Raw genomic sequence first — 23,881 nt, 5'->3', positions numbered from 1 at the left:
CTACTCCTTTTCACCGGAGGGTGCAAGGCCCCTGCGCCGGATCGCATGAGCGGCAGGCTGCAAAGCGTCCGCCTTGTGGAAAACTCGGCGCATCACGCCCGGATGCGCTCGCGGCGGTGATGGCGGCTTTCCGGCTGGTCGGGGATGGTGATGCTGAAGGTCGTGCCGGTCTTGGTGTCCAAAAGGCGGATGTGGCCGCCGTGGGCGCGCACGAGTTCGTCGGCGATGGGCAGGCCCAGCCCGGTCCCGCCGCGTCGCGCCGAGGAGACGAAGGCCTCGAACAGATGGTCTCGCCGGGCTGCGGGGATGCCGGGGCCGGTGTCGCTCAGTTCGATCTCCACAACAGGCCCCTTGCGGCGGGCGCGGATGCGGATCTGGTCGCGCTCGGGATCGAGCGGCGCCCGCGCCTCCAGCGCCTGAAGGGCATTGCGGGTGATGTTGAGGATGACCCGGAACAGTTGGTCGGGATCCGCGTCCGCGGTAAGGCCGCGCTCCACGTCCACCACCCAGCCAACGCTGGCACCGCTGCCAGACGAAAGGCCGAGGGTCTCGCGCACCTCCTCGAACAGATGGGCCAGCTGCACGTCGCGCCGCTCCGGCAGCGGCTCCTTGGCGCGGCCGTAGGAGAGGGTCTGCTCGCAATAATGGATGGCGCGGTCGAGGGCGGCGAGCAGCTTCGGCGCGAACCGCTGGACCGTCGGGTCCGGCACGGACGCGAGGCGGTCCGACAGCAGTTGAGCCGAGGACAGGAGGTTGCGCAGATCGTGGTTGATCTTCGACACGGCGAGGCCGAGGGCCGCGAGGTGGCTCTTCTGGTGCAGGGTGTGGGAGAGCTCGCGCTGCATCTCCGCCAGCGCCTCCTCCGCCGTGCCGATCTCGTCCGAACGGCCGGAGGGCACGATGATGCGCGAGGCGTCCTCCGGATCGTTCTGGAAGGCGGACATGCGCTCGGTGAGGCGCCGCATGGGGCGCACGAACAGCCAGTTGAGGCTGACATAGACCAGCACGCCCGCCGCCACCGCCACGGCCAGCGAGATCAGCAGCACGGTGGCCGCGAACCGCAGCAGCGCGATGCGCAGTGGCGTCTCGCTCAGCACGATCTCGATGAAGTCCGCACCGCGCGGCGGCTCGCCGACAATGCGCAGGATGCGACCATTCTCCGAGACCAGCGTGTCCAGCGCATCGTGCACCGCGCTCCACAGCGTGGTCTCGCGCATGTCGATATGCACATTGGCCTCGGGCGGCATGTCGGAGGCGGCGAGAAGGCGGCGGGTGCCTTCGCGCTTCACCACGATCACCTTGGCGCCCACGCTGTCCAGAAGCTCGCGGGTGAGGTCCGCCGTCACGCCGTCCTGGGGCGCGGCATCGAGGACGAGGGCGGCGGTGCGGGCGGCGGCGAGGCGGTCGGAGAGCCAGGCGATGCGGTAGTTGGCGATGGTCGGCACCAGCACGGCGATTTCCGCCGTGGCCACCACCGCCACCGTCAAGGCGAGCAGCTTTGCCGACAAGCCGAGGCTCCACCGGCGGCGCTTGGGCGCCGGTGCCTCCTCGGGCTTATGGCTCCTCGGCTCGAACATCGTATCTGATACGGGGGGAAGGCCCGTCCCGGATCCATCGGGCCCAGTGCGCGAGGGATCAGAATTAAGAAATAGGCAACCATTCGGGGCTGAGCCAGAGCAACCTCAATTTGAGGTAAACGGCCGAGCGGCAGCGCTCGCGCTTTTGCGTGCCCGCCGACGTGCGGGCTGGGCGCCTGCCCTATTCTTCCTCGCCGAAGCGGTCCGCGACGAGGGTCCCGAGGGCCTCGATGACATCAGAGGCTTCGCGGCCGGTTGCGGTGACGGTGACGCAGGTGCCTGGCCCGGCTGCAAGCATCATCAGGCCCATGATGGAGTTTCCGCCCACCGCCTCGCCGCTGCGGCACACGGTGACCATGGCGTCGAAGCGCTCCACCGTCTGCACGAACTTGGCGGAGGCGCGGGCGTGGAGGCCGCGCTTGTTGATGATGGGTAGCACGCGCACCAGCGCCTCGGGGGCGATGGGCCGGCCGCAGGCAATGGCCGGGTCTTCGACACAGCCGGCCGGCTCACAGCCGGCGTCGGCGAAAAGCTCAGTTACCGGAGAGGACGCGGCTTGCGACATTGATGTATTTCCTACCGGCTTCCTGGGCGACGTCCACGGCCTGGGCCAGCGGCATCTCCCCGCGCACCTTGGCGAGCTTGACCAGCATGGGCAGGTTGATGCCCGCCACCACTTCGACGTCGGGCGTGTTCATCACCGAGATCGCGAGGTTCGAGGGCGTTCCCCCGAACATGTCGGTCAGGATCACCACCCCGTCGCCGGTGCGCACGCGGTCCACCGCGTCGATGATGTCCTGACGCCGCCGCTCCATGTCGTCTTCAGGACCGATGGTGACAGCGGCGATCTGGGCCTGCGGGCCCATTACGTGCTCCAGCGCGGAGCAGAATTCATCTGCCAGACGGCCATGTGTGACGAGGACGAGACCGATCATGCTTCCTCCGCCCTCACCTCCCCCGGATGAAGGCCTCCCGCGCTGCGGGATGGCCATATTCAGAGGGGCTCAAAAATTACGCAAGGGGTGCAACGCACAAAAGCACATTTAGTTTTCGTAAGCCTGCGTTCTGAGAATGCAAGCGATTACGAGCGGCGCGAGCGCTAGGTCACGGACGGGAATCCGCGAAATTTCAATACCTTGGATGTTGTCCCGGAGTTCGGCCGGGTCCGGCATCCGCGCCATTTCCGATGCCCTCAGATCGACCACGTGCCGCACTGCGACGTGCGAACGGTGCGCCATGCGCCGCACACCAATACCGCGAAGCTCGATGAGGCCTGCAAGCAGAGGCGGTGGACGAGCGATCAGCATACCACCCTCGACCGCAAGCACCACCCGGTCGTCCGCCACAAGCTCGGCCGGTGGCAGGACGCTGGGGCGGTCGAGGATAAGGCGCAGCGCGAGCGTGGATTTTCCGGAGCCCGACGGCCCGCGGATGAGGAGCCCCGCATCCCCCACGGCGACGCAGCTGGCGTGGAGGGTGGGCGGCGCGTCCGCTGTCATGTCAGCCGGCCGGCAGGCGCACGATGAAGCGGGCGCCGGTCACATGGGGGGTGCCGTCGGGGTCGGTGACGGTGCGGTTCTCGGCCCAGATGCGCCCGCCGTGGGCCTCCACGATCTGCCGCGAGATGGAGAGGCCGAGGCCGGAATTCTGGCCGAAGCCCTGATGCGGGCGATCGGTGTAGAAGCGCTCGAAGATGCGCGAGAGGGCATCGGGGCGGATGCCCGGCCCGTCGTCGTCCACAACGATCTCGGCCCCGTCCTTGACGCGCCGGCAGATGACGCGAACCGAGCCGCCCTGGGGCGAGAAGGAGCGGGCGTTGGAGACGAGATTGTCCACCACCTGCCCGAGGCGGGAGGCGTGGCCGGCGATATTGAAGTCCTGCGGCGCCCCCGCCGCGCGTTCGAAGGCGAGGGAGACGTTCACGCCATCGTCCTTGCGCACGTCCTGGGCAAGGCCGACCACCATCTCCAGAAGCTGCTTCAGGTCCACCGTCACGGCCTCCTGCCGCTGCAGCTCGGCGTCGAGGCGGCTGGCGTCGGAGATGTCGGAGATGAGGCGGTCGAGACGCTTCACGTCGTGCTGGATCACCTCCAGCAGCCGCGAGCGGGAGGAATCGGTCTTGGCGAGCGGCAGCGTTTCCACCGCGCTGCGCAGGGAGGTGAGCGGATTCTTCAATTCGTGCGCCACATCCGCCGCGAAACTCTCGATGGCCTCGATGCGGTTGTAGAGCGCGCTCGTCATGTCGCGCAGGGCGCCGGAGAGATGGCCGATCTCGTCGGCGCGGGCGGTGAAATCGGGAATTTCCACGCGGGTCTTGATGCGCCGGCGCACCCGCTCGGCGGCGGCGGCAAGTTTGCGCACGGGATCGGCGATGGTGCCGGCGAGCAGCACGGAGAGCAGCACCATCACCGCCGCCGCGACAAGGAAGACGCGCACGATGACGAAGCGCTCGGCCTTCACCGCCGCGTCGATCTCGCCACTCTGGGTCGAGAGCAGCAGCACGCCGAGGATGGCGCGGAAGCGCTGGATGGGCACCGCGACGGAGACAACCACCTGCCCGCGCTCGTCCACCCGCACCTCGCTGGCCTTGGTGCCGAGCGCCGCGGAGGCGACCTCCGGATAGCTCTTGCCGGCCTGCGGCCCCATCTCCCGGTAGAGCGGCAGGTCGCCCCGACCGAACCACAGCTGAAGCCCCAGCCACGCGCGCTCCAGGAAACCGGGCTTCGGCTCGTTGGGCGAAGGCAGATCGAAGCGCAGGATCTCGCCGCGCGAATAGAGCGAGCGGGAATCCAGCAGCAGCTGGCCTTCCCGATCGTAAATGCGGGCGCGGGTGCGGGTGGGGCCGACGAGGCGGCGCAGCACGGGGGCGACCCGCTCGGGATTGATGGGGAATTCCAGCGGCGCGAAGCCGTCCTCGGGGCCGTAGCTCTCCCCCGCCTGCAATTCCAGCAGGCGATCGGGATCGAGCGTGATGGCGTTGGTCTCCACCTGCGCCGAGGAGGCGATGGCCGCGGCAATGATCTCGCCCTGCACCAGAAGGCTCTGGATGCGCGCGTCGATGAGGCCGGAGCGGAATTCCGACAGATACAGGATGCCGGAGACCAGCGCGCACAGCCCGGCGAGATTCAGCAGCACGATGCGCCGCGTGAGCGACGAGAAGCCCTTGAACGCCACAAAGCGGCGCACCCGCCGGACCGTGGCGAGAATGCCGCCCGCCGGCTCGCTCGGGCGCTCCAGCGGCGCTTCGTTGGTCTCGACCGTCATTTGGCGCCGAACCTGCCGCGCGCGGCCCGGATCACTCCTTGAACCGGTAGCCGACGCCGTACAGGGTCTCGATCATCTCGAAGGAATCGTCCACCGACTTGAACTTCTTGCGCAGCCGCTTGATGTGGCTGTCGATGGTGCGGTCGTCCACATAGACCTGATCGTCATAGGCCGCGTCCATCAGGGCGTTGCGGCTCTTGACCACGCCCGGGCGCTGGGCGAGCGCCTGGAGGATCAGGAATTCGGTGACGGTGAGCGTCACCGGCTCGGCCTTCCAGGTGCAGGTGTGGCGCTCGGGGTCCATGCGCAGGTTGCCGCGCTCGAGAACCTTGGCGCTGTCCACCTCGCGCGGGGCGGCGCCGTCCTTGGCTCCGGCGCGGCGCAGCACCGCCTTCACCCGCTCCACCAGCAGGCGCTGGGAGAACGGCTTCTTGATGAAATCGTCGGCGCCCATCTTGAGGCCGAACAATTCGTCGATCTCCTCGTCCTTGGAGGTGAGGAAGATCACCGGCATGTCGGTCTTCTGGCGCAGGCGGCGCAGCAGCTCCATGCCGTCCATGCGGGGCATCTTGATATCCAGGATGGCGAGGTCCGGCGGGTTGGTCTTGAACCCGTCGAGAGCCGAGGCGCCGTCCGTGTAGGTGTCGATGCGGTAGCCCTCCGCCTCCAGGGCGATGGAGACCGAGGTCAGGATGTTGCGGTCGTCGTCGACAAGGGCGATCGTGGGCATGACACCTCTTTGGAGCCGTCCGGGCGGTCCGCTGAACACGGGCCTTCAAGCCGGCCACCTGTTGCGGCCGCATCTTGCGGTGAACCGCGTTCGCGTGGCCGAAATGTGACACACAAGACTCGTTTGACGCAAAGTAGCGGGATTCTCCACCGACACCAAATGGCGTCGGCGGAATAGCCTTAATCAGCGTTGCACTTTCCCCAGCGGCGCGTCTCCCCTTGCGCCGGCACGCCGCGCGGGAGCATCGTGGCACCGCCCCGTGGGAGGAGACCATGACCAAGCCGTCCGCGACCGCCGTCCGCCACCTCGTGCGCGAGGCCCGATTCGGCGCCCTTGCAACGCTGGAGGGTGATGGCGCGCCTTATGCCTCCCTGGTGGCCGTGGCCACAGACCCCGAGGGCAGGCCGACGCTGCTCATCTCCCGCCTTGCCCGGCACACCCGCAACATCGCCGGCGACGCGCGCGTCTCCCTCCTCGTTTCGGCCGCCGGCGCCGACGACCCGTTGAATGCCCCGCGCGCCAGCCTTGTCGGGCGCATCGTCCCCGCCCCGGCCCCGGAGGTGCGCGCCCGCTATCTCGCCCGGCATGAGGCCGCTGCGGGCTATGCCGATTTTACGGATTTCGCCTTCTATGCCATCGACATATCCGAGGCGCATCTGGTCGAGGGCTTCGGCCGCATCGTCGACGTGCCGGGAGAAAAGCTGGTCACCTCCTGGCAGGGAGCGGAGGCGCTGGCCGATGGGGCGGAGGGCGTGGTCGCGCACATGAACGAGGACCATGCCGACGCCTTGCATCTCTACGCCACCGTTCTCCTCGGCGCGCCCGACGGCAAGTGGCGAATGCTGTCGCTCGATCCTGAGGGCTGCGAACTGATCTGCGGCGATCTTGTGCGGCGCCTGGATTTCACCCGACGCACCGAAGACCTTGCTGCAGTGCGGCAAGAACTGGTGAAGCTTGTCACTGACGCTCGACGCGGGACGGCAGCCTGAATTTAAACGTTTAATCTGCTTTCGTCGGAGTTTCCTTGACGGCCAACTCCCTCTAGCGTGCTCGCCGCGGCTTCGAGGGATGCGCAAAGACATCCCCGGCCCGACACCTCCCGCATAACTCTGTGAGAGCGGGATGGCGGCTTGAATGCCGGCGTCACGCCGGCGGGAATTTGGAGGATTTTTCGTGCTCGAAACCGGTCACCGGAACAGCGCCTGCGGCGCGGACACGTTCGGCCTCAAGCATCTCACGGCGGTGCATTGGAATCTTCTGGAGCCCGCCCTCTACGAGCACGCGCTGGCGCACAAGGAGGGGCATCTGTCCTCCGGCGGCGCGCTGATGGCCGTGACCGGCGCCCACACCGGCCGCAGCCCCAAGGACAAGTTCGTGGTGCGCGACGCCAATACCGAGAGCGAGGTCTGGTGGGACAACAACGGCGCCATCACGCCGGAGCAGTTCGAGACGCTCTATCAGGACTTCCTGAAGGAGGCCGAGGACAAGACCCTGTTCGCGCAGGATCTCTATGGCGGCGCCGATCCGGCCTCGCGCATCAAGGTGCGCGTCTACACCGAGTTCGCCTGGCACTCCCTGTTCATCCGCACCATGCTGCGCCGCCCCGAGCGGGCCGAGCTTGACGGCTTCGTGCCGGAAATGACCATCATCGACCTGCCGTCGTTCAAGGCCGATCCGGCGCGCCATGGGGTTCGCTCGGAGACGGTGATCGCGGTGGATTTCTCTCGCGGCATCGTGCTCATCGGCAATTCGTCCTACGCGGGCGAGATGAAGAAGTCGGTGTTCACCGCGCTGAACTACATCCTGCCGAAGAAGGGCATCATGCCCATGCACTGCTCGGCCAACGTCGGAGAGCAGGGCGACGTCTGCCTGTTCTTCGGCCTGTCCGGCACCGGCAAGACCACGCTGTCGGCCGATCCCAACCGCACGCTTATCGGCGACGACGAGCACGGCTGGAGCAAGGACGGCGTATTCAACTTCGAGGGCGGCTGCTACGCCAAGACCATCCGCCTCTCGGCGGAGGCCGAGCCCGAGATTTTCGCCGCCTCCAACCGCTTCGGCACGGTGCTGGAGAATGTGGTGCTCGACAAGGTGACCGGCGTGCCCGACTTCGACGACGGCAGCCTCACCGAGAACACCCGTTCCTGCTATCCCCTCGCCTTCATCCCCAACGCCAGCCCCACCGGCCGCGCCGGCCAGCCGAAGAACGTGGTGATGCTCACCTGCGACGCGTTCGGCGTGCTGCCGCCCATCGCGCGGCTCACCCCGGCTCAGGCCATGTATCACTTTCTCTCCGGCTACACGGCGAAGGTCGCGGGCACCGAGAAGGGCGTGAAGGACCCCGAAGCCACCTTCTCCACCTGCTTCGGCGCGCCCTTCATGCCGCGACATCCGTCCGTCTACGGCAATCTGCTGCGCGACCTCATCGCCGAGCACGGCGTGGACTGCTGGCTGGTGAACACCGGCTGGACCGGCGGCAAGTTCGGCACCGGCCGGCGCATGCCCATCAAGGTGACCCGCACGCTGCTGACTGCGGTGCTCGACGGCTCGCTCAAGGGCGCCTCGTTCCGCACCGATCCCTATTTCGGCTTCGAGGTGCCGACCTCCGTGCCGGGCATCGAGCCGCACATCCTCTATCCGTCCAAGACCTGGGCGGACAAAGCGGAGTTCGACGCCACTGCGCGCCGGCTGGTCTCCATGTTCCGCGACAACTTCGCGCGCTTCGAGACCCATGTGGACGCCGCCGTGCGCGATGCCCAGCCGCAGGTGCGCATCGCCGCGGAGTGAGCGGCCTCTCCAGAAGCCCAAAGCAAAAAGGCCCGGCGCGCTGCGCCGGGCCTTTGTCTTTCAGGGAGAAGCCGTTCAGCTGCGGCGGCGCTGCTGGCCGAGACCCATCTGCTTGGCGAGCTCGGAGCGGGCGGCGGCATAATTGGGGGCGACCATGGGATAGTCGGCCGGCAGGCCCCACTTCTCGCGATACTGCTCGGGCGTCATGTCATAGCGCGTCCGCAGGTGGCGCTTCAGCGACTTGAACTTCTTGCCGTCCTCCAGGCAGATGATGAAGTCCGGATGCACGGAGCGCTTCACCGCAACCGCCGGCTTCAGCGGCTCCGCGCCGGCCGGCGCCTCGCCGGTGCCGAGGCGCGTGAGGGCGAGGAAGACGTCGTTGATGAGGGCCGGCAGTTCGGTCGCGGCGACCGTGTTGTTGCCGACATAGGCGGAGATGATGTCCGTCGCGAGCTCGATGAAGGCCGTCTGTTCCGTTGTGTCGCTCATGGGATCTGCTTCGCGTTGAGATGGCTTGAGAGGACTGCGCCGTCGGTCAGGTTTCGCGGTTCCGGACAATCAGGACACGCGCAGCCGAGAACTCGGCGCGCGCCAGAAAGGTGGAGCCCAGTGCAGCCAAGGCACCCCCAAGACGCAGCACACTCCCGAGACGCTTTCGCGGCGCCCCGTCTCGATGGTCCGCAGACCCAAAGTGTCCGAACCCCGGACAGTGTACATACCCTGATCAGTCGCCCACGCACGGATGCTGCGATGGCCCCTGTAGAGACCGTGTTAGTTTCGCAGTTTCAACTTTGCAACCGATATTTCGGCAATGCGGCTCATCTTCGTCAGGTGACTCAAGATCGCAAATCTGCGCGTCCCCTCCGCCGCCCCGCCGACAGCCACGGCAACAGGCACGCCCGCGGGCATGTGATCGGGAGAGCCTTGCCGTCGCCATTGGGAATGCCTACCTCTGCCACAGATCAGACCGGGGTTCCTCCATGCCCACCTCTGCCCCTTCCGACGCGGACCACACCAAGGTCGTGAAGAGCGAAAGCGAATGGCGTTCCTGCCTCACGCCGGAGCAGTTCCGAATCACCCGCCAGGCCGGCACCGAGCGCGCCTTCACCGGCCCCTACTGGGACGAGAAGCGCGCCGGCCTCTATTCTTGCGTCGCCTGCGGCGCGCCGCTGTTCCGCTCCGAGAGCAAGTACAATTCCGGCACGGGCTGGCCGAGCTTCTTCCAGCCGGTGTCGCCGGATGCGGTCGTCACCCATGAGGACGTCTCCCACGGCATGCGCCGCATCGAGGTGCGCTGTTCATCCTGCGACAGCCACCTGGGCCACGTCTTTCCGGATGGCCCGGCGCCGACCGGCTTGCGCTTCTGCATGAACGGCACCGCCCTCTCCCTGACCCCGGATGGCGAGGCAGACCGTGGCGCCTGAGCCGCCGCGCGCCCCTCGCCGCCCGTCGACCCGTACCGTCCACGGCATTTCCCTCACCGACGATTACGCTTGGCTGCGCGCCGACAATTGGCGCGCCGTCATGCGCGACCCGTCGGTGCTGGACGGCGACATCCGGGCTTACCTTGAAGCCGAGAATGCCTATGCGGACGCCTGGCTCGCGCCGCTCGGCGAGCTGAAGGCGACGCTGGTCGCGGAAATGCGCGGGCGCATCAAGGAGGATGATTCCTCCGTGCCCGCGCCGGACGGCCCCTTCGCCTATTATTCCCGCCACCGGGAAGGGGGACAGCATCCCCTCGCCTGCCGCAAGGCCCTGCCGGACGGCGAGGAGGAGATCCTCCTCGATGGCGACAGGGAGGCCGAGGGCAAGGCCTATTTCCACTTCGGCCACTGGCGCCACAGCGCCGACCACCGCCGCCTCGCCTATTCCGCCGACACCTCCGGCGCCGAGCTCTATTCGCTGCGCATCCGTGACCTTGCGACCGGCGCCGACCTGCCCGACGCCATCGAGGAGACAACCGGCGACCTGTTGTGGAGCGCCGACGGGGACGTGCTCTATTACATCCGCCGCGACGCCGAGCACCGCCCCTCCCTCGTCTTCCGCCATGTCATCGGCACAGCGCCGGAGACGGACACGCTGATCTATGAGGAGCCGGACAAGGGCTTCTTCGTCTCGCTGGGGGAAACCCAGTCCCGCCGCTACGGGCTGATTGCCTGCGGCGACCACGAGACTTCCGAGGTCCACCTCTTGGACCTTCTCGACCCCGCCGCGCCTCCCCGCTGCATCGCGCCCCGCACCGAGGGTGTGCGCTACGAGGTGGAGCACCATCCCGACCTCGGCGGCGTCGATGCCCTCATCTTCCTGACCAACGCCGACAACGCGGAAGACTTCAAGATCACCGTGGCGCCCGTCGCCACGCCCGGGCGGGAGCACTGGAGCGATCTCGTCCCGCACCGTCCGGGCTGCATGATCCTGAGTCACACGGTGTTCAGCGGCCACATGGCCCGCCTGGAACGCGAGGGTGGTCTGCCACGCATCGTCATCCGGGCGCTCGCGGATGGTGCGGAGCATGCCATCGCCTTCGACGAGGAGGCCTATGCGCTGGGGATGTCGGCCGGCTATGCCTTCGACACCACGCAGCTGCGCTTCACCTATGCGTCCATGACCACGCCGTCCGAGGTGTGGGACTACGACATGGCAAGCCGCCGCCGCGAAATGCTGAAGCGGCAGGAAGTGCCCTCCGGTCACGACCCCGCGCATTATGTGACGCGCCGCCTGATGGCGAAGGCGGCGGACGGCGAGAACGTTCCGGTCTCCCTGCTCTATCACAAGGACACGCCGCTCGACGGCTCCGCGCCGCTGCTGCTCTACGGCTATGGCGCCTACGGAATCACCATCCCCGCCGGCTTCGCCACCAACCGGCTGTCGCTGGTGGACCGCGGCTTCATCTATGCCATCGCCCACATCCGCGGCGGCACGGACAAGGGCTGGCGCTGGTACGCCGACGGCAAGCTGGCGAAGAAGACCAACACCTTCACCGATTTCATCGCCGCGGCCGCGCACCTGGTGGCGGAAGGCTTCACCCAGCCTGAACGAATCGTCGCCCAGGGCGGCTCGGCGGGCGGGATGCTGATGGGAGCGGTGGCGAACATGCGGCCGGACCTCTTCGCCGGCATCGTCGCCGAGGTGCCGTTCGTGGACGTGCTGACGACCATGCTGGACGACACCCTTCCCCTGACCCCGCCGGAATGGCCGGAGTGGGGTAATCCCATCGCCGACGAGGCTGCCTTCCACCGGATCCGGGGTTATTCACCCGTGGATAATGTAAGCGCGCAGGCCTACCCCTCCATCTTCGCCCTCGCCGGGCTCACCGACCCGCGCGTGACCTATTGGGAGCCGGCGAAATGGATGGCGCGGCTGCGGGCGGCGGACACCGGCGGGCGGCCCCTGCTGCTGCGCACCAATATGGATGCCGGCCACGGCGGCGCCGCCGGGCGGTTCGACCGGCTCGACGAGGTGGCGCTGGTCTATCTCTTCGCCCTGAGAACGGTTGGCCGCGCCGGCTGAGTCGCGCGGCCATTCACAGGCGGACGCCGGGCATTTCCCTACCGGCATTTGCGCGGCGGGCGGCTTCCGGCTATCCAGAGCGCGCTGTCGATCGACATGCGAGTGAGGGGGCGGCTCCGCGCATTTAAAGGCATGCTGTGATGGGCCGTCTGGATCGTTACATCTTCTCCACGGCGGCTGTCGCCTTCCTGGGGGTCGTGGTCGTGCTCGCGGGCATGATCTGGGCGACGCAGGCGCTGCGACAGCTCGATCTGGTGACGAGCCAGGGCCAGACCATCCTTGCCTTCATCGCCATCACCAGCCTCACCATGCCCACGCTGGTGCTGGTGATCGCGCCGGCCGCCCTGTTCATCGCCACCGCCTACACGCTGCTCAAGCTCAACGGTGACAGCGAGATCGTGGTCATGGCCGCAGCCGGCATGGGGCCGTGGCGCCTGCTGCGCCCGCTCATCGTGCTGGCGATCCTGGTCTCCCTGTTCTGTTCCTCACTGGCGGTCCATGTGGTGCCGGCCAGCCTCACCAACTTTCGCGAGCAGGTGACCAAAGTGCGCGCGGACGTGGTGTCCTTCGTCGCCCAGCCCGGCCGCTTCGTGAACCTCACCCAGGGGCTCGTCTTCCATGTGCGCGAGCGCTCCGCCAACGGCGTGATGCGCGGCATCTTCATCAATGACGCGCGCGAGAAGGAGGTTTCTACCTACCTCGCAGACCGGGGCCAGATCGTCGAAAGCAAGGCCGGCATCTTCCTGGTGCTGGAAAACGGCTCCATTCACCGGCGTGGCGGCGACATGTGGAGGACCGAGGCTGCACCCCAGCCGACCCCGGAGGAAGCCCGTGCGGCCGCCCGCGCCAAGCTCGCCGCTCAGAAGACCGACCAGAGCACCCCGGCGGCGGCCCAGCCCCCGGCCGGCGACCAGAAGCAGGGGCGTTCCGAGAGCAAGGCGGCCAATTCCTCGGTGGTGGAATTCCAGCGCTACGCCTTCGACCTCTCCTCGCTGGCGCCGGACACCAAGGGCGTGGACATCAAGCCCATGGAGCGGCCCCTGTCCTATGTGATGAGCCCGCCGCCCGAGGACATGTATGTGCGCTTTTTCCCCGGACGATATCGGGAGGAGCTGCACAAGCGCCTGTCGGCGGGGCTCTATCCGATGGCCTTCTTCGCCATCGCCGCCGCCGCGCTCGCCCAGCCGCGCACCACCCGCCAGAGCCGTGGCGCGGCGCTCACCGCCATCATCCCGGCCATGGGGCTGGTGCAGATCGGCAATTTCGCCATCGCCGGACAGCTGAAGGCCAATGCGGCGGCGGTGCCCCTGATCTACGCTTTGCCCATCGTCACCGTCATCATCTGCGCCATGATCCTGCAGGGCTGGATCCGCATCGCCCCGCCGGCGGCGCTGACGGCGCTGGGCGCCGCCATCCGGGCGCGATTCGCACGGCGGGCAGCGGCCTGACGATGATCGGACGCATCCTCGGCTTCTATTTCGCGCGGCGCTTCGCGCATGCGGTGGCGGTGATCTTCCTGTCCTGCGTCACGCTGATCGTGCTCGTGGACTTCCTGGAGATGGCGCGGCGCACGGCGGACCGCGAGCAGGTGACGGTGAGCCTTCTCGCCCTCCTCACCATCTACCGCGCGCCCGCCTTCACCGAGCAGCTCCTGCCCTTCGCCGTGCTGTTCGGCGGAATGGTGACGTTCGTCATCCTGTCGCGCCGGCTGGAGCTGGTGGTGGCGCGGGCGGTGGGGCTTTCGGTCTGGCAGTTCATTACCCCGCCGGTGCTCGTGGCCTTCCTCGTGGGCGTCTTCGCCACCTGCGTGTTCAACCCCGTCTCCGCCGACTTCAAGGAGCGCGCCAACCAGATCGAGGGCGACATCTTCGCCAGCGGCGGCGGCACGCCAGGGCTCACGCAGTCGAAGAAGGACTTCTGGATTCGCCAGCAGAGCGTGGACGGCCAGTCCATCATCCAGGCCCAATCCTCCCGGCAGGGCGGTCGGGTGCTCTCGGGCGTGGTGATTTTCGAGTTCGATCCCTCCGGGAACTTCATGGAGCGTGTAGAGGCCAAATCTGCAACTTTGGGAGATGGTGCATGGATTCTTACCGGCGCCAAGGTGCTCGTCCCGGGCCTCGATCTTGCCTCCTATGATACCTACCTGATTGCCACCAAGCTCGACCCGAAACAGATCCAGGATTCGCTGATCGCCCCGGAAACCGTGTCGTTCTGGCAACTGCCGTCGGCTATTCGCAGTGCGGAACAGTCCGGCTTCGGCGCGGAAAAATACCGCCTCCAGCTCCAGAGTCTTCTCGCAAAGCCGTTTCTGCTGGTGGCAATGGTGCTGATTGCCGCGGTCGTGGGGCTGCGCGTCTTCCGGTTCGGGGGTGTGGGCCAGACGATTCTCGGTGGCGTGCTTGCGGGCTTTCTGCTTTATGTTGGGACCAAGCTCGCCGAGGATCTCGGAGAGGCTGGAATCGTTCATCCCGTTGCTGCTGCGTGGTTTCCAGCAGTCACCGGGATTTTGCTGGGGGCGCTCATTCTGTTGCATCGGGAGGACGGATGACGGTCGGGCATCCCCCCGCCGCTGAGCTGACTGCCGGGACCCTTCGCACTGCGGTGCGTGGGACGGGCGGTCGCGCGTCCGCACGCGTTTCCTCGGCAGCCGCCTTTAGCGTGTTCCTTGCCGGTCTCGTCGCCCTCTTCGCGCCGATGGATGGCGCCCGCGCGCAGTCCGCACAGCCGAGCCAGAACACCACGCCGGGCAGCAATCTGCTCACCGCGCGTCAGCTCGACCCGAACCAGAAGATGCTGGTGACGGCCGACCAGCTCGAATACGACTACCAGAAGGACACCGTCTCCGCCGTCGGCAACGTCCAGATCTATTATGACGGCTCGTCCCTCGAGGCTCACCGCGTGGTGCTGGACCGCAAGGCCAACACCCTGCGCGCGGAAGGCAATGCCCGCCTCAAGGACAAGGACGGCAAGATCATCACGGCGGACACGCTCCAGCTGACGCAGGACTTCAAGCAGGGCTTCATCGATTCCCTGCGCCTCGACACGCCGGACAACACCCATTTCGCCGCCGTCCGCGCTGACCGGACCGACGGCAACATCACCGTCTTCCAGAATGGCGTCTACACGGCCTGCGAGCCGTGCAAGGACGACCCCTCCAAGCCGCCGCTGTGGCAGATCAAGGCCAAGAAGATCATCCACAACGACGACGAGAAGATGGTCTACTATCAGGACGCCTGGGTCGAGTTTTTCGGCATGCCGGTGGCCTACTTCCCGTTCATGTCGTCGCCCGACCCGACGGTGAAGCGCAAGACCGGCTTCCTGATGCCGGAGTTCTTCTCCTCCAGCCAGATCGGCTACGGCGTCGCCGTTCCCTTCTTCTGGAACATCGCCCCCGACCGCGACCTGACCCTCACGCCCGCCTTCCTGACCCAGCAGGGCGTGCTGATGCAGGGCGAATGGCGCCAGCGCCTGATCAACGGCAGCTACACCATCCGCGCCGCCGGCATCGTGCAGGAGAACCCGCAGGAGTTCATCACCACGTCCAACGGCTTCACCGAGGTGCTGCCCGGCTTCCGCGACAACCGCGGCGCGGTGGAAAGCTCCGGCGCCTTCGCGCTGAACAAGTTCTGGACCTTCGGCTGGGATGCCACCATCGCGTCCGACCGCACCTTCCTGCGCGATTACAACCTGATCCCCGACACCACCACCACCAAGACCTCCACGGTCTACCTGACGGGCCAGGGTGATCGCTCCTATTTCGACCTGCGCGGCCTCTATTTCCTCGGCCTCGCAGTGACCGACGACCAGCAGCGCCAGCCCATCGTCGGCACGCTCAACTACAGCAAGGTGTACGACAAGGCCCTGTGGGGCGGCGAGGCCGGGTTCAAGATGAACCTCACCAGCCTCACCCGCGAGCAGGCTGACTTCATCGGCACCTCCGAGCTGACGTCCGCCATCGGCACCGTCGGCGTGCCCACCGGCGCCTGCACCCTGTGGTCGCCGAACGCGAAGGAATGCCTGCTGCGCGGCGCGCCGGGCGACTACACGCGCCTGTCCGGCGACGTCTACTGGAAGAAGACCATCACCGATTCCATCGGCCAGCAGTGGACGCCGTTCGTCACGGCGCGCGTGGACGTGGCCTCGGTCAACACCTCCTACCTGCCCCCGAGCTACCAGTTCGGCCCCGCCTACGCCAACCAGAACCCGCTCCAGTCCGGCAGTGACGACCTCATCCGCGCCATGCCCGCGGTGGGCCTCGACTACAAATACCCCTTCATTTCCGCCGAGAGCTGGGGCACCCAGACCATCGAGCCGAGGGCGCAAATCATCATCCGCCCGAACGAGAGCGACATCGGCCGGTTCCCGAACGAGGACGCCCAGAGCCTGGTGTTCGACGACACCAACCTGTTCGAGGTGAACAAGTATTCCGGCTATGACCGGGTGGAGGGCGGCAGCCGCCTGAACCTCGGCGTGACCTACACGGCCGCCATCAACGGCGGCGGCCTGTTCACCGCCGTGGTCGGTCAGTCCTACAATCTGTTCGGCAAGAATTCCTATGCCTACGGCGACATGGCCAACACCGGCCTTGAGTCGGGCCTTGAGACCTCGGCGTCCGACTACATCGCCAAGTTCGGCTACTCGCCCACCAAATATCTCGAATTCGTGACCCGCTTCCGGTTCGACGAGCAGAACTTCTCCATGCAGCGGTTCGAGCTGCAGGCGCGGGCGGAGATCGACCGCTTCAACGTGGCTCTCACCTACGGCCGCTACGAGGCGCAGCCGCTGCTCGGCTATTACGACCAGCGCGAAGGCATCTACACCAATGCCTCCTACAAGCTGAACGACAACTGGGCGTTGCGCGGCGCCATCCGCTACGACTTCGCGGCGGGCGAGGTGGACTACACCCTGCTCGGCCTGAGCTACATCGACGACTGCTTCACCCTCGCCCTGAACTACATCTCCGACTACACCCTCAACGGCCCCAACGCGCCGCCGGTGACCAAGGTGATGTTCCGCATCGGCCTGCGCACCCTCGGCGAAGGTGGCTTCTCCACCAGCTTCGGCTCCGAATCCTCGAATTGATGCCGGCTGGAGTGTGGCCGCCATGGCCACGCTCGCGCAGCCGCATTGCCGCCACAGGATGAAGACACAAGTCGCAGGCAGCCCCCCGGACAGGACCATGCCTTTCGCACGCCTTCTTCTCCTCGCCGCCGCCCTTCTCCTGCCCGCGCTCGTGGTGGGCTCGCCCGCCCGCGCGCAACAGGTCGTGGTGGTCGTCAACGGCGATCCGGTCACCAGCTACGACGTCTCCCAGCGCCAGCTCCTCCACAGCATCATCGAGCGCAAGCCGATCAGCGCCAAGGAAGCGCTGGAGGAACTGATCGAGGAGCGCATCAAGATCCAGCAGGCCAACCGCCTCAAATTGGACGTGGACCAGAAGGACGTCGACCGCCTGTTCGCCTCGATCGCCGAGCGCTCCGGCCGTACGCCCGAGCAGCTCTCGTCCGGCTTCAAGCAGCAGGGGCTCGGCGACCGGACCTTCAAGCAGAAGCTGCTCGCCGATTACGTCTGGGGCCAGTACGTCCGCGCCCGGTCGGGCACGGTGAACATCCGCGACGCCGACGTGATCGCGGCCCTGCAGAAGCGCGGCGAGACCCAGATGGTCGCCACCGAATACACGCTCATGCCCATCGTCTTCGTGGTTCCGCGCAACGCCAGCAACCACGCCGCCCGCCTCGCCGAGGCCAATGCCCTCAAGTCGCGCTTCACCGATTGCGACAGCGGCGAGCAGATGGCGAAGTCCATGAGGGAGGTGGTGGTGCGCCCCAAGGTGACGCGCCTGTCCTCCGAGGTGCCCGCCCAGCTCAAGCAGATCCTCGACAAGACCGAGGTCGGCCGGCTCACGCCGCCGGAAGTCGCCCAGGCCGGGGTGGAGACCTTTGCCATGTGCGGCAAGCGCGAGGTGCGCGGCGAGAGCTCCCAGAAGCGCGAGATCAAGGACGAGCTGACCACCAGCCAGTTCACCGCGGAATCAAAGAAATTCATGGCCGAGCTGCGCAAGCAGGCACTGATCGAATACCGTCGCTGACCGGCGGCGGCACCTTCCGTCTGCCGGCAAGGCTCCGGTCTTTGGCCACGCGCGCGGTCTTCATGCCAACCACGATCCTCTTCGCCTGAAAATGCTCTATGGTCGGCCCCGCGCCCGCACCGGGCGCCGCTGATGCTGACAAACCTCTGATGGCCGCCCTGTCTCCCCTTGTCCTCGCCCTCGGCGATCCCGCCGGCATCGGCCCCGATATCGCGCTCGCAGCCTTCCAGCGGCGGCACGCGGCGTCTGTCCCGCCCTTCATCGTCGCCGGCGATCCCGCAGCGCTCGCCGCCCGCGCCCGCCTGATCGGCCTCGACCTGCCGTTGGTCGAGACGTCGCCCGAAACTGCTTCCGCGCGCTTCACGGACGCCCTTCCGGTTCTCCCCGCGGGCCCCGCCTTCACCGGGCGCGCAGGGTTGCCGGACGCCTCCTCCGCCGCCTGCGTCGAGGCGAGCCTCGCCACCGCCCTCGGCCTTGTGACGGCCGGACGCGCGGCGGCCCTCGTGACCAATCCGCTCGCCAAATCGGTCATGTACGACGCCGGCTTTCCCTTCCCCGGCCACACCGAGTGGCTCGCCCACCGCGCCGCCACGCCGGGCCGGCCGGCGCCGCATCCGGTGATGATGATCTGGTCGGACAAGCTTGCCGTGGTGCCCGCCACCATCCACGTCCCCTATGCGGAGGTGCCCGGCCTCCTCACCATCGACCTTCTGGTCGAGACCGGCCGCATCGTCGCCCGCGACATGGCCAGGCGCTTCGGCATCGCCCGGCCCCGCCTCGCATTCTGCGGCCTCAATCCCCATGCGGGCGAGGACGGCACGCTGGGCGGTGAGGACGAGGCCATCGTGCGGCCCGCCGTGGAGGCGCTGAAGCGCGAGGGCATCCTCGCCACCGGCCCCCTGCCCGCGGACACGATGTTCCACCCGGAAGCACGGGCACGCTATGACGTGGCGGTGGGCATGTATCACGATCAGGTTCTGATCCCGGCCAAGACCCTCGCCTTCCACGACGGGGTGAACGTGACCCTCGGCCTGCCCTTCATCCGCACCTCGCCGGACCACGGCACGGCGTTCGACATCGCGGGCACGGGCCGGGCCAATCCCTCCAGCCTGATCGCCGCGTTGAAGCTCGCCCGGCGCCTTGCCGATGCGGAGCGGGCGGCGGCCCCGGCTCCTGCGCCTGCGCTGGCCCGCGCATGAGCGCGCTCGACGATCTGCCGCCGCTGCGCGACGTCATCCGCAAGCACGGCCTCTCGGCGCAGAAGTCGCTGGGGCAGAACTTCCTCCTGGATCTCAACCTCACCGGCCGCATCGCCCGCGCCTCAGGGCCGCTGGAAGATGTGACGATTGTGGAGGTCGGGCCCGGCCCCGGCGGGCTCACCCGTGCGCTTCTGGCGCTGGGCGCGAAGCGCGTCATCGCCATCGAGCGCGACCGGCGCTGCATGGATGCGCTGGCGGAGGTCGCCGCGCATTATCCCGGCCGGCTGGAGGTGATCGAGGGCGACGCGCTGAAGGTGGACGTGCGCCCCCTCATCGGCGAGGGCGAGGCGCGGGTCGTCGCCAACCTGCCCTACAACATCGCCACCGTGCTGCTGGTGGGCTGGCTCTCCACGGACCCGTGGCCGCCGTGGTTCTCCTCCCTCACCCTCATGTTCCAGAAGGAAGTGGCGGAGCGCATCGTGGCGGAGCCGGGCTCCAAGGCCTATGGACGTCTCGCGGTGCTGGCGGGCTGGCGGACCAAGGGAAAGATCGCCTTCGATGTCGCGCCCTCGGCCTTCGTGCCGCCGCCCAAGGTGACCTCCTCGGTCATCCACTTGGTGCCGCGCCCGGAGCCCCTCCCCTGCGCGCTGTCGGCCCTTGAAAAGGTGACGGAGGCCGCCTTCGGCCAGCGCCGCAAGATGCTGCGGCAGAGCCTGAAGACGCTCGGCGTGGATGCGCAGGCCCTGCTCGATGCCGCCGGCGTCGAAGAAACCGCCCGCGCCGAAGAGATCGACGTGGCCGGCTTCGTACGGCTGGCCAACGCCTTCTCGCAGGGCGTCGGGCGCCAGTTTGGCGCCCTGTCCGCGCTCAAGTAAGCGAGGGGGCGGCTTTACTCCGCCGCCTCCACCCGCGCCGGGTCGTAATTGAGGATGGGGGCCAGCCAGCGCTCGGCCTCCGCCACGGTCCAGCCCTTGCGCTTCGCGTAATCCTCCACCTGATCGCGCTCGATGCGGCCGACGCCGAAATAGGCGCTCTCGGGGTGGGCGAAGTAGAGGCCGGACACCGCCGCGCCGGGCCACATGGCGAAGCTCTCGGTGAGGTGGATGCCGGCCTTCTGCGTGGCATCCAGCAATTCGAAGATGGTCGCCTTCTCGGTATGGTCGGGCTGGGCCGGATAGCCCGGCGCCGGGCGGATGCCGCGATAGCGCTCGGCGATGAGATCGTCGTTGGGGAGGGCCTCGTCCGCCGCGTAGCCCCACAAGTCGGTGCGCACCAGATGGTGCATGCGCTCGGCGAAGGCCTCGGCGAGGCGGTCGCACAGGGCCTTGAGCAGGATGGCGGAATAATCATCGTTGGCCGCCTTGAAGACCGCCACCCGATCCTCCTCGCCGATGCCCGCCGTCACCGCGAACCCGCCCACATAATCGGCGACGCCGCTCTCCAGCGGGGCGACGAAATCGGACAGCGCCAGATTATGTCGTCCTTCCCGGCGCGACAGCTGCTGGCGCAGGGTATGCAGGGTGGCGAGCGGGGTCTTCCGCGTGTCGTCGCGGAACAGCAGGATGTCGTCGCCCACGGCATTGGCTGGCCAAAAGCCGACCACGGCACGGGCCGTCACCCACTTCTCGGCGACGATCTTCGCGAGCATCTCCTGCGCATCGGCGAACAGCGCGCGCGCCGGCTCGCCCACCACGGCGTCGTCCAGAATGGCCGGATAGCGCCCGGTCAGTTCCCAGGACTGGAAGAAGGGCGTCCAGTCGATGAAGGGCACGAGGTCCGCGAGGTCGTGGTCCTCGAACACGCGGGTGCCGAGGAAGGAGGGCTTCTCCGGCGCGCGGGCCGAGAAATCCAGCTTGAGAGCATTCTCGCGCGCCTTGGCGAGCGTGAGGCGCTGCTTGTTGGCGTCGGCGCGGGCGTGGGCCTCGGCGAGCCTGGCATATTCCGCACGCACGTCGGCCACATAGGTGCCGCGCGTCTCGGCATTGAGGAGGTTCGAGACCACGCCCACCGCGCGGCTCGCGTCGGTGACATAGACCGTCTGCCCACGCTCGTAGCGCGGCGCGATCTTCACCGCCGTGTGGACGCGCGAAGTGGTGGCCCCGCCGATGAGCAGCGGCACGGCGAAGCCCTCGCGCTCCATCTCGGCCGCGACATGGACCATCTCGTCCAGCGAGGGCGTGATGAGGCCGGAGAGGCCGATCACGTCAACCTTCTCGTCCCGCGCTACCTGGAGGATCTTCTGCGTCGGCACCATCACGCCGAGGTCGATGACCTCGTAATTGTTGCACTGGAGCACGACGCCCACGATGTTCTTGCCGATGTCGTGCACGTCGCCCTTCACGGTCGCCATCAGCACCTTGCCGGCGGCCGAGGCGGAGGTGACGCCCATCTCCTCCTTTTCCTTCTCCATGAAGGGCATGAGGTAGGCCACCGCCTGCTTCATCACGCGGGCGGACTTCACCACCTGGGGCAGGAACATCTTGCCGGCGCCGAACAGGTCGCCGACCACGTTCATGCCGGACATCAGCGGGCCTTCGATGACGTGCAGCGGGCGCGCTACGTTCTGGCGGGCCTCCTCGGTGTCGGCCTCGACGAATTCGGTGATGCCGTTGACCAGGGCATGCTCCAGCCTTTTCTCCACCGGCCAGGTGCGCCAGGCGAGATCGGCCTCCTTCTTCTCCTTTCCGGCGGCACCCTTGAAGCCCTCGGCGATTTCGAGAAGCCGCTCGGTGGCGTCGGCGCGGCGGTTCAGCACCACGTCCTCGCAGGCCTCGCGCAGGGCCGGCTCGATCTCGTCATAGACGGCGAGCTGGCCGGCATTGACGATGCCCATGTCCATGCCCGCCTGGATGGCGTGATAGAGGAACACGGCGTGCATCGCCTCGCGCACCGGCTCGTTGCCGCGGAACGAGAAGGAGAGGTTGGAGACGCCGCCCGACACATGGGCGTAGGGCAGGCTCTGGCGGATGAAGCGGGTCGCGTCGATGAAGGCGACGCCGTAGCCCGAGTGCTCCTCGATGCCGGTCGCCACCGCGAAGACGTTGGGATCGAAGATGATGTCTTCCGGCGGGAAGCCCACCTCATCGGTCAGGATGCGATAGGCGCGCTCGCAGATGGAGGTCTTGCGGGCATAGCTGTCGGCCTGCCCCTGCTCGTCGAAGGCCATCACCACCACGGCGGCGCCATAGGCGCGCACCAGCTTGGCCTTCTCGATGAAGGCTTCCTCACCCTCCTTGAGGGAGATGGAATTGACGATGCCCTTGCCCTGAAGCCGCTTCAGCCCCTGCTCGATGATCTCCCACTTGGAACTGTCCACCATCACCGGCACCTTGGCGATGTCCGGCTCGGCGGCGACGAGGTTCAGGAAGGTGATCATGGCGGCCTCGCTGTCGAGGAGGCCTTCGTCCATGTTGATGTCGATCACCTGCGCGCCGCTCTCCACCTGATCGCGGGCCACCGCCAAGGCGGCGGGGAAGTCGCCGGCGGTGATGAGCTTGCGGAAGCGGGCGGAGCCGGTGACGTTGGTGCGCTCGCCCACGTTCACAAACGGAATCTCGGGGGTCAGCTCGAACGGCTCGAGGCCGGAGAGCCGCAGGCGCGGCTCCAGCTCCGGCACGACGCGCGGCGCCTTGCCCTTCACCACCTCGGCGATGGCCCGGATGTGCGCGGGGGTGGTGCCGCAGCAGCCGCCCACCACATTCACGAGGCCGGAAGAAGCAAACTCGCCCACGAGGGCCGCCATGGCCTCGGGGCTCTCGTCATACATCCCGAATTCGTTGGGCAGGCCCGCATTGGGATAGGCGCAGACGAGGGTGTCCGCCACCCGCCCGATCTCGGCGATGTGGGCGCGCATCTCGCGCGCGCCGAGGGCGCAGTTGAGGCCGATGGAGAAGGGCTTCGCGTGGCGCAGCGAATACCAGAAGGCGCTCGGCGTCTGGCCCGACAGGGTGCGGCCGGAGAGATCCGTGATCGTGCCGGAGATCATCACCGGCAGGCGGAAGCCGCGCTCGGCGAACAGCTTCTCGATGGCGAAGATGGCCGCCTTGGCGTTCAGCGTGTCGAAGATGGTCTCGACGAGGAGGATGTCCGCGCCGCCGTCCACGAGGCCGCGCGCCTGCTCGAAATAGGCGTCGGCCAGATCGTCGAAGGTCACGGCACGGAAGCCGGGGTCGTTCACATCAGGCGAGATGGAGGCGGTGCGGTTCGTGGGGCCGAAGGCGCCGGCGACGAAGCGGCGGCGGCCGTCCTCCTTCTGGGCGATGTCCGCCGCCTCGCGGGCGAGCCGCGCGCTCTCGAAATTCAGTTCATAGACGATCTCCTCCATGCCGTAGTCGGCCTGGGCGATGGAGGTGCCGGAGAAGGTGTTGGTCTCCACCATGTCCGCGCCGGCGCGGAAATATTCGAGGTGGATGGCCCGCACCGCGTCGGGCTGGGTGAGGCTGAGAAGGTCGTTATTGCCCTTCACGTCCCGCGGCCAGTCCTTGAACCGCTCGCCACGATAGCCCGCCTCGTCCAGCTTCAGCTGCTGGATCATGGTGCCCATGGCCCCGTCCAGCACCAGGATGCGCTCGGCGGCGGCCTTGGCGAGGTCGGCGAAGATGGTTTCGGCGTGGGTCGCGGCAGAGGTCTGGGCGGCGTTCATGGGGGCGGTCATTGGGGGCGGTCTCGGGGCTCGGGGCGACGCGGGGGCGCGCCTTCCGTGAAAGACGGGCCGGCGCGAAAGGCG

The 23,881-nt window shown here is 67.5% G+C and carries 18 protein-coding genes; 10 read left to right on the top strand and 8 right to left on the bottom strand.

All coding sequences use genetic code 11. The features are described from left to right. Positions 1-92 precede the first annotated feature (92 nt). The 6 genes from V5F63_RS04495 to V5F63_RS04470 form a co-directional block, all read right to left on the bottom strand. On the bottom strand, positions 93-1,577 hold the full coding sequence (locus V5F63_RS04495; RefSeq protein WP_209487901.1) for an ATP-binding protein: 1,485 nt from the start codon (positions 1,575-1,577) through the stop codon (positions 93-95). A 181-nt stretch (positions 1,578-1,758) separates the two neighbouring features. Next, positions 1,759-2,058 (bottom strand): HPr family phosphocarrier protein, encoded by a 300-nt coding sequence (locus V5F63_RS04490; protein WP_348634403.1) that lies wholly within the window; start codon positions 2,056-2,058, stop codon positions 1,759-1,761. A 52-nt stretch (positions 2,059-2,110) separates the two neighbouring features. Further along, entirely contained in the window at positions 2,111-2,512 is a 402-nt protein-coding gene (locus V5F63_RS04485) for a PTS sugar transporter subunit IIA (RefSeq protein ID WP_209487899.1), read from the bottom strand. A 108-nt stretch (positions 2,513-2,620) separates the two neighbouring features. Beyond that, positions 2,621-3,076, bottom strand: coding sequence for an HPr kinase/phosphorylase (locus V5F63_RS04480; protein WP_394101708.1), 456 nt, complete (start codon positions 3,074-3,076; stop codon positions 2,621-2,623). Position 3,077: 1 nt separating this feature from the next. Then, entirely contained in the window at positions 3,078-4,841 is a 1,764-nt protein-coding gene (locus V5F63_RS04475) for a sensor histidine kinase (RefSeq protein ID WP_209487897.1), read from the bottom strand. Between the two features lie 31 nt (positions 4,842-4,872). Further along, the gene (locus V5F63_RS04470; RefSeq protein WP_029557293.1) at positions 4,873-5,571 is read right to left on the bottom strand and encodes a response regulator transcription factor; all 699 of its coding nucleotides are present in this window, start codon (positions 5,569-5,571) and stop codon (positions 4,873-4,875) included. 272 nt (positions 5,572-5,843) lie between these two features. On the opposite strand from V5F63_RS04470, the gene V5F63_RS04465 reads away from it, so the two are divergent. Both V5F63_RS04465 and V5F63_RS04460 read left to right on the top strand, forming a co-directional pair. Then, on the top strand, positions 5,844-6,560 hold the full coding sequence (locus V5F63_RS04465) for a HugZ family pyridoxamine 5'-phosphate oxidase (RefSeq protein ID WP_394101707.1): 717 nt from the start codon (positions 5,844-5,846) through the stop codon (positions 6,558-6,560). Positions 6,561-6,744: 184 nt separating this feature from the next. Continuing rightward, positions 6,745-8,358 (top strand): phosphoenolpyruvate carboxykinase, encoded by a 1,614-nt coding sequence (locus tag V5F63_RS04460; protein WP_394101706.1) that lies wholly within the window; start codon positions 6,745-6,747, stop codon positions 8,356-8,358. A 75-nt stretch (positions 8,359-8,433) separates the two neighbouring features. Here the strand turns inward: V5F63_RS04460 and V5F63_RS04455 are convergent, their stop codons facing one another. Continuing rightward, positions 8,434-8,847, bottom strand: a complete 414-nt coding sequence (locus tag V5F63_RS04455) for a Ros/MucR family transcriptional regulator (protein WP_394030416.1) — start codon at positions 8,845-8,847, stop codon at positions 8,434-8,436. A gap of 491 nt (positions 8,848-9,338) precedes the next feature. Between V5F63_RS04455 and msrB the strand changes: the two genes are divergently transcribed. From msrB to rsmA, 8 genes are all read left to right on the top strand, one after another. Further along, entirely contained in the window at positions 9,339-9,782 is a 444-nt protein-coding gene (gene msrB, locus V5F63_RS04450) for a peptide-methionine (R)-S-oxide reductase MsrB (RefSeq protein WP_394101705.1), read from the top strand. Further along, on the top strand, positions 9,757-11,868 hold the full coding sequence (locus V5F63_RS04445; protein ID WP_394101704.1) for a S9 family peptidase: 2,112 nt from the start codon (positions 9,757-9,759) through the stop codon (positions 11,866-11,868). The genes msrB and V5F63_RS04445 overlap by 26 nt, the downstream gene beginning before the upstream one ends. A gap of 140 nt (positions 11,869-12,008) precedes the next feature. Beyond that, positions 12,009-13,316: an LptF/LptG family permease gene (locus V5F63_RS04440; RefSeq protein WP_394101703.1), complete on the top strand. Its 1,308-nt coding sequence runs from the start codon at positions 12,009-12,011 to the stop codon at positions 13,314-13,316. A 2-nt stretch (positions 13,317-13,318) separates the two neighbouring features. Then, positions 13,319-14,416 (top strand): LPS export ABC transporter permease LptG, encoded by a 1,098-nt coding sequence (gene lptG, locus V5F63_RS04435; protein WP_209487890.1) that lies wholly within the window; start codon positions 13,319-13,321, stop codon positions 14,414-14,416. Between the two features lie 110 nt (positions 14,417-14,526). Beyond that, a complete protein-coding gene (locus V5F63_RS04430; RefSeq protein ID WP_394101702.1) occupies positions 14,527-16,950 on the top strand; it encodes an LPS-assembly protein LptD in 2,424 nt (807 codons plus the stop codon). A 97-nt stretch (positions 16,951-17,047) separates the two neighbouring features. After that, a complete protein-coding gene (locus V5F63_RS04425) occupies positions 17,048-17,956 on the top strand; it encodes a SurA N-terminal domain-containing protein (RefSeq protein WP_209487888.1) in 909 nt (302 codons plus the stop codon). 149 nt (positions 17,957-18,105) lie between these two features. Continuing rightward, positions 18,106-19,155 (top strand): 4-hydroxythreonine-4-phosphate dehydrogenase PdxA, encoded by a 1,050-nt coding sequence (pdxA, locus tag V5F63_RS04420; protein ID WP_394101701.1) that lies wholly within the window; start codon positions 18,106-18,108, stop codon positions 19,153-19,155. After that, positions 19,152-20,030 carry a 16S rRNA (adenine(1518)-N(6)/adenine(1519)-N(6))-dimethyltransferase RsmA gene (gene rsmA / locus V5F63_RS04415; protein WP_209487886.1) on the top strand — a complete coding sequence of 293 codons (879 nt, stop codon included), beginning with the start codon at positions 19,152-19,154 and terminating at the stop codon, positions 20,028-20,030. The genes pdxA and rsmA overlap by 4 nt, the downstream gene beginning before the upstream one ends. 14 nt (positions 20,031-20,044) lie before the next feature. Here the strand turns inward: rsmA and metH are convergent, their stop codons facing one another. Then, positions 20,045-23,809, bottom strand: coding sequence for a methionine synthase (metH, locus tag V5F63_RS04410; RefSeq protein ID WP_394101700.1), 3,765 nt, complete (start codon positions 23,807-23,809; stop codon positions 20,045-20,047). Positions 23,810-23,881 lie beyond the last annotated feature (72 nt).

This window comes from Xanthobacter wiegelii, assembly GCF_043193855.2.
Taxonomy (GTDB): domain Bacteria; phylum Pseudomonadota; class Alphaproteobacteria; order Rhizobiales; family Xanthobacteraceae; genus Xanthobacter; species Xanthobacter flavus_A.
The sequence above is the reverse complement of the archived record's forward strand: the minus strand, read 5'-3'. Positions and strand labels throughout refer to the sequence as shown.

Coding starts and splice junctions, on each gene's coding strand:
- msrB (WP_394101705.1), top strand. CDS start 9,339: ATGCCCACCTCTGCCCCTTCCGACGCGGACCACACCAAGGTCGTGAAG.
- V5F63_RS04455 (WP_394030416.1), bottom strand. CDS start 8,847: ATGAGCGACACAACGGAACAGACGGCCTTCATCGAGCTCGCGACGGAC.
- V5F63_RS04470 (WP_029557293.1), bottom strand. CDS start 5,571: ATGCCCACGATCGCCCTTGTCGACGACGACCGCAACATCCTGACCTCG.
- V5F63_RS04485 (WP_209487899.1), bottom strand. CDS start 2,512: ATGATCGGTCTCGTCCTCGTCACACATGGCCGTCTGGCAGATGAATTC.
- V5F63_RS04495 (WP_209487901.1), bottom strand. CDS start 1,577: ATGTTCGAGCCGAGGAGCCATAAGCCCGAGGAGGCACCGGCGCCCAAG.
- V5F63_RS04445 (WP_394101704.1), top strand. CDS start 9,757: ATGGCGAGGCAGACCGTGGCGCCTGAGCCGCCGCGCGCCCCTCGCCGC.
- pdxA (WP_394101701.1), top strand. CDS start 18,106: ATGGCCGCCCTGTCTCCCCTTGTCCTCGCCCTCGGCGATCCCGCCGGC.
- lptG (WP_209487890.1), top strand. CDS start 13,319: ATGATCGGACGCATCCTCGGCTTCTATTTCGCGCGGCGCTTCGCGCAT.
- V5F63_RS04475 (WP_209487897.1), bottom strand. CDS start 4,841: ATGACGGTCGAGACCAACGAAGCGCCGCTGGAGCGCCCGAGCGAGCCG.
- V5F63_RS04440 (WP_394101703.1), top strand. CDS start 12,009: ATGGGCCGTCTGGATCGTTACATCTTCTCCACGGCGGCTGTCGCCTTC.
- V5F63_RS04425 (WP_209487888.1), top strand. CDS start 17,048: ATGCCTTTCGCACGCCTTCTTCTCCTCGCCGCCGCCCTTCTCCTGCCC.
- metH (WP_394101700.1), bottom strand. CDS start 23,809: ATGACCGCCCCCATGAACGCCGCCCAGACCTCTGCCGCGACCCACGCC.
- V5F63_RS04480 (WP_394101708.1), bottom strand. CDS start 3,076: ATGACAGCGGACGCGCCGCCCACCCTCCACGCCAGCTGCGTCGCCGTG.
- rsmA (WP_209487886.1), top strand. CDS start 19,152: ATGAGCGCGCTCGACGATCTGCCGCCGCTGCGCGACGTCATCCGCAAG.
- V5F63_RS04465 (WP_394101707.1), top strand. CDS start 5,844: ATGACCAAGCCGTCCGCGACCGCCGTCCGCCACCTCGTGCGCGAGGCC.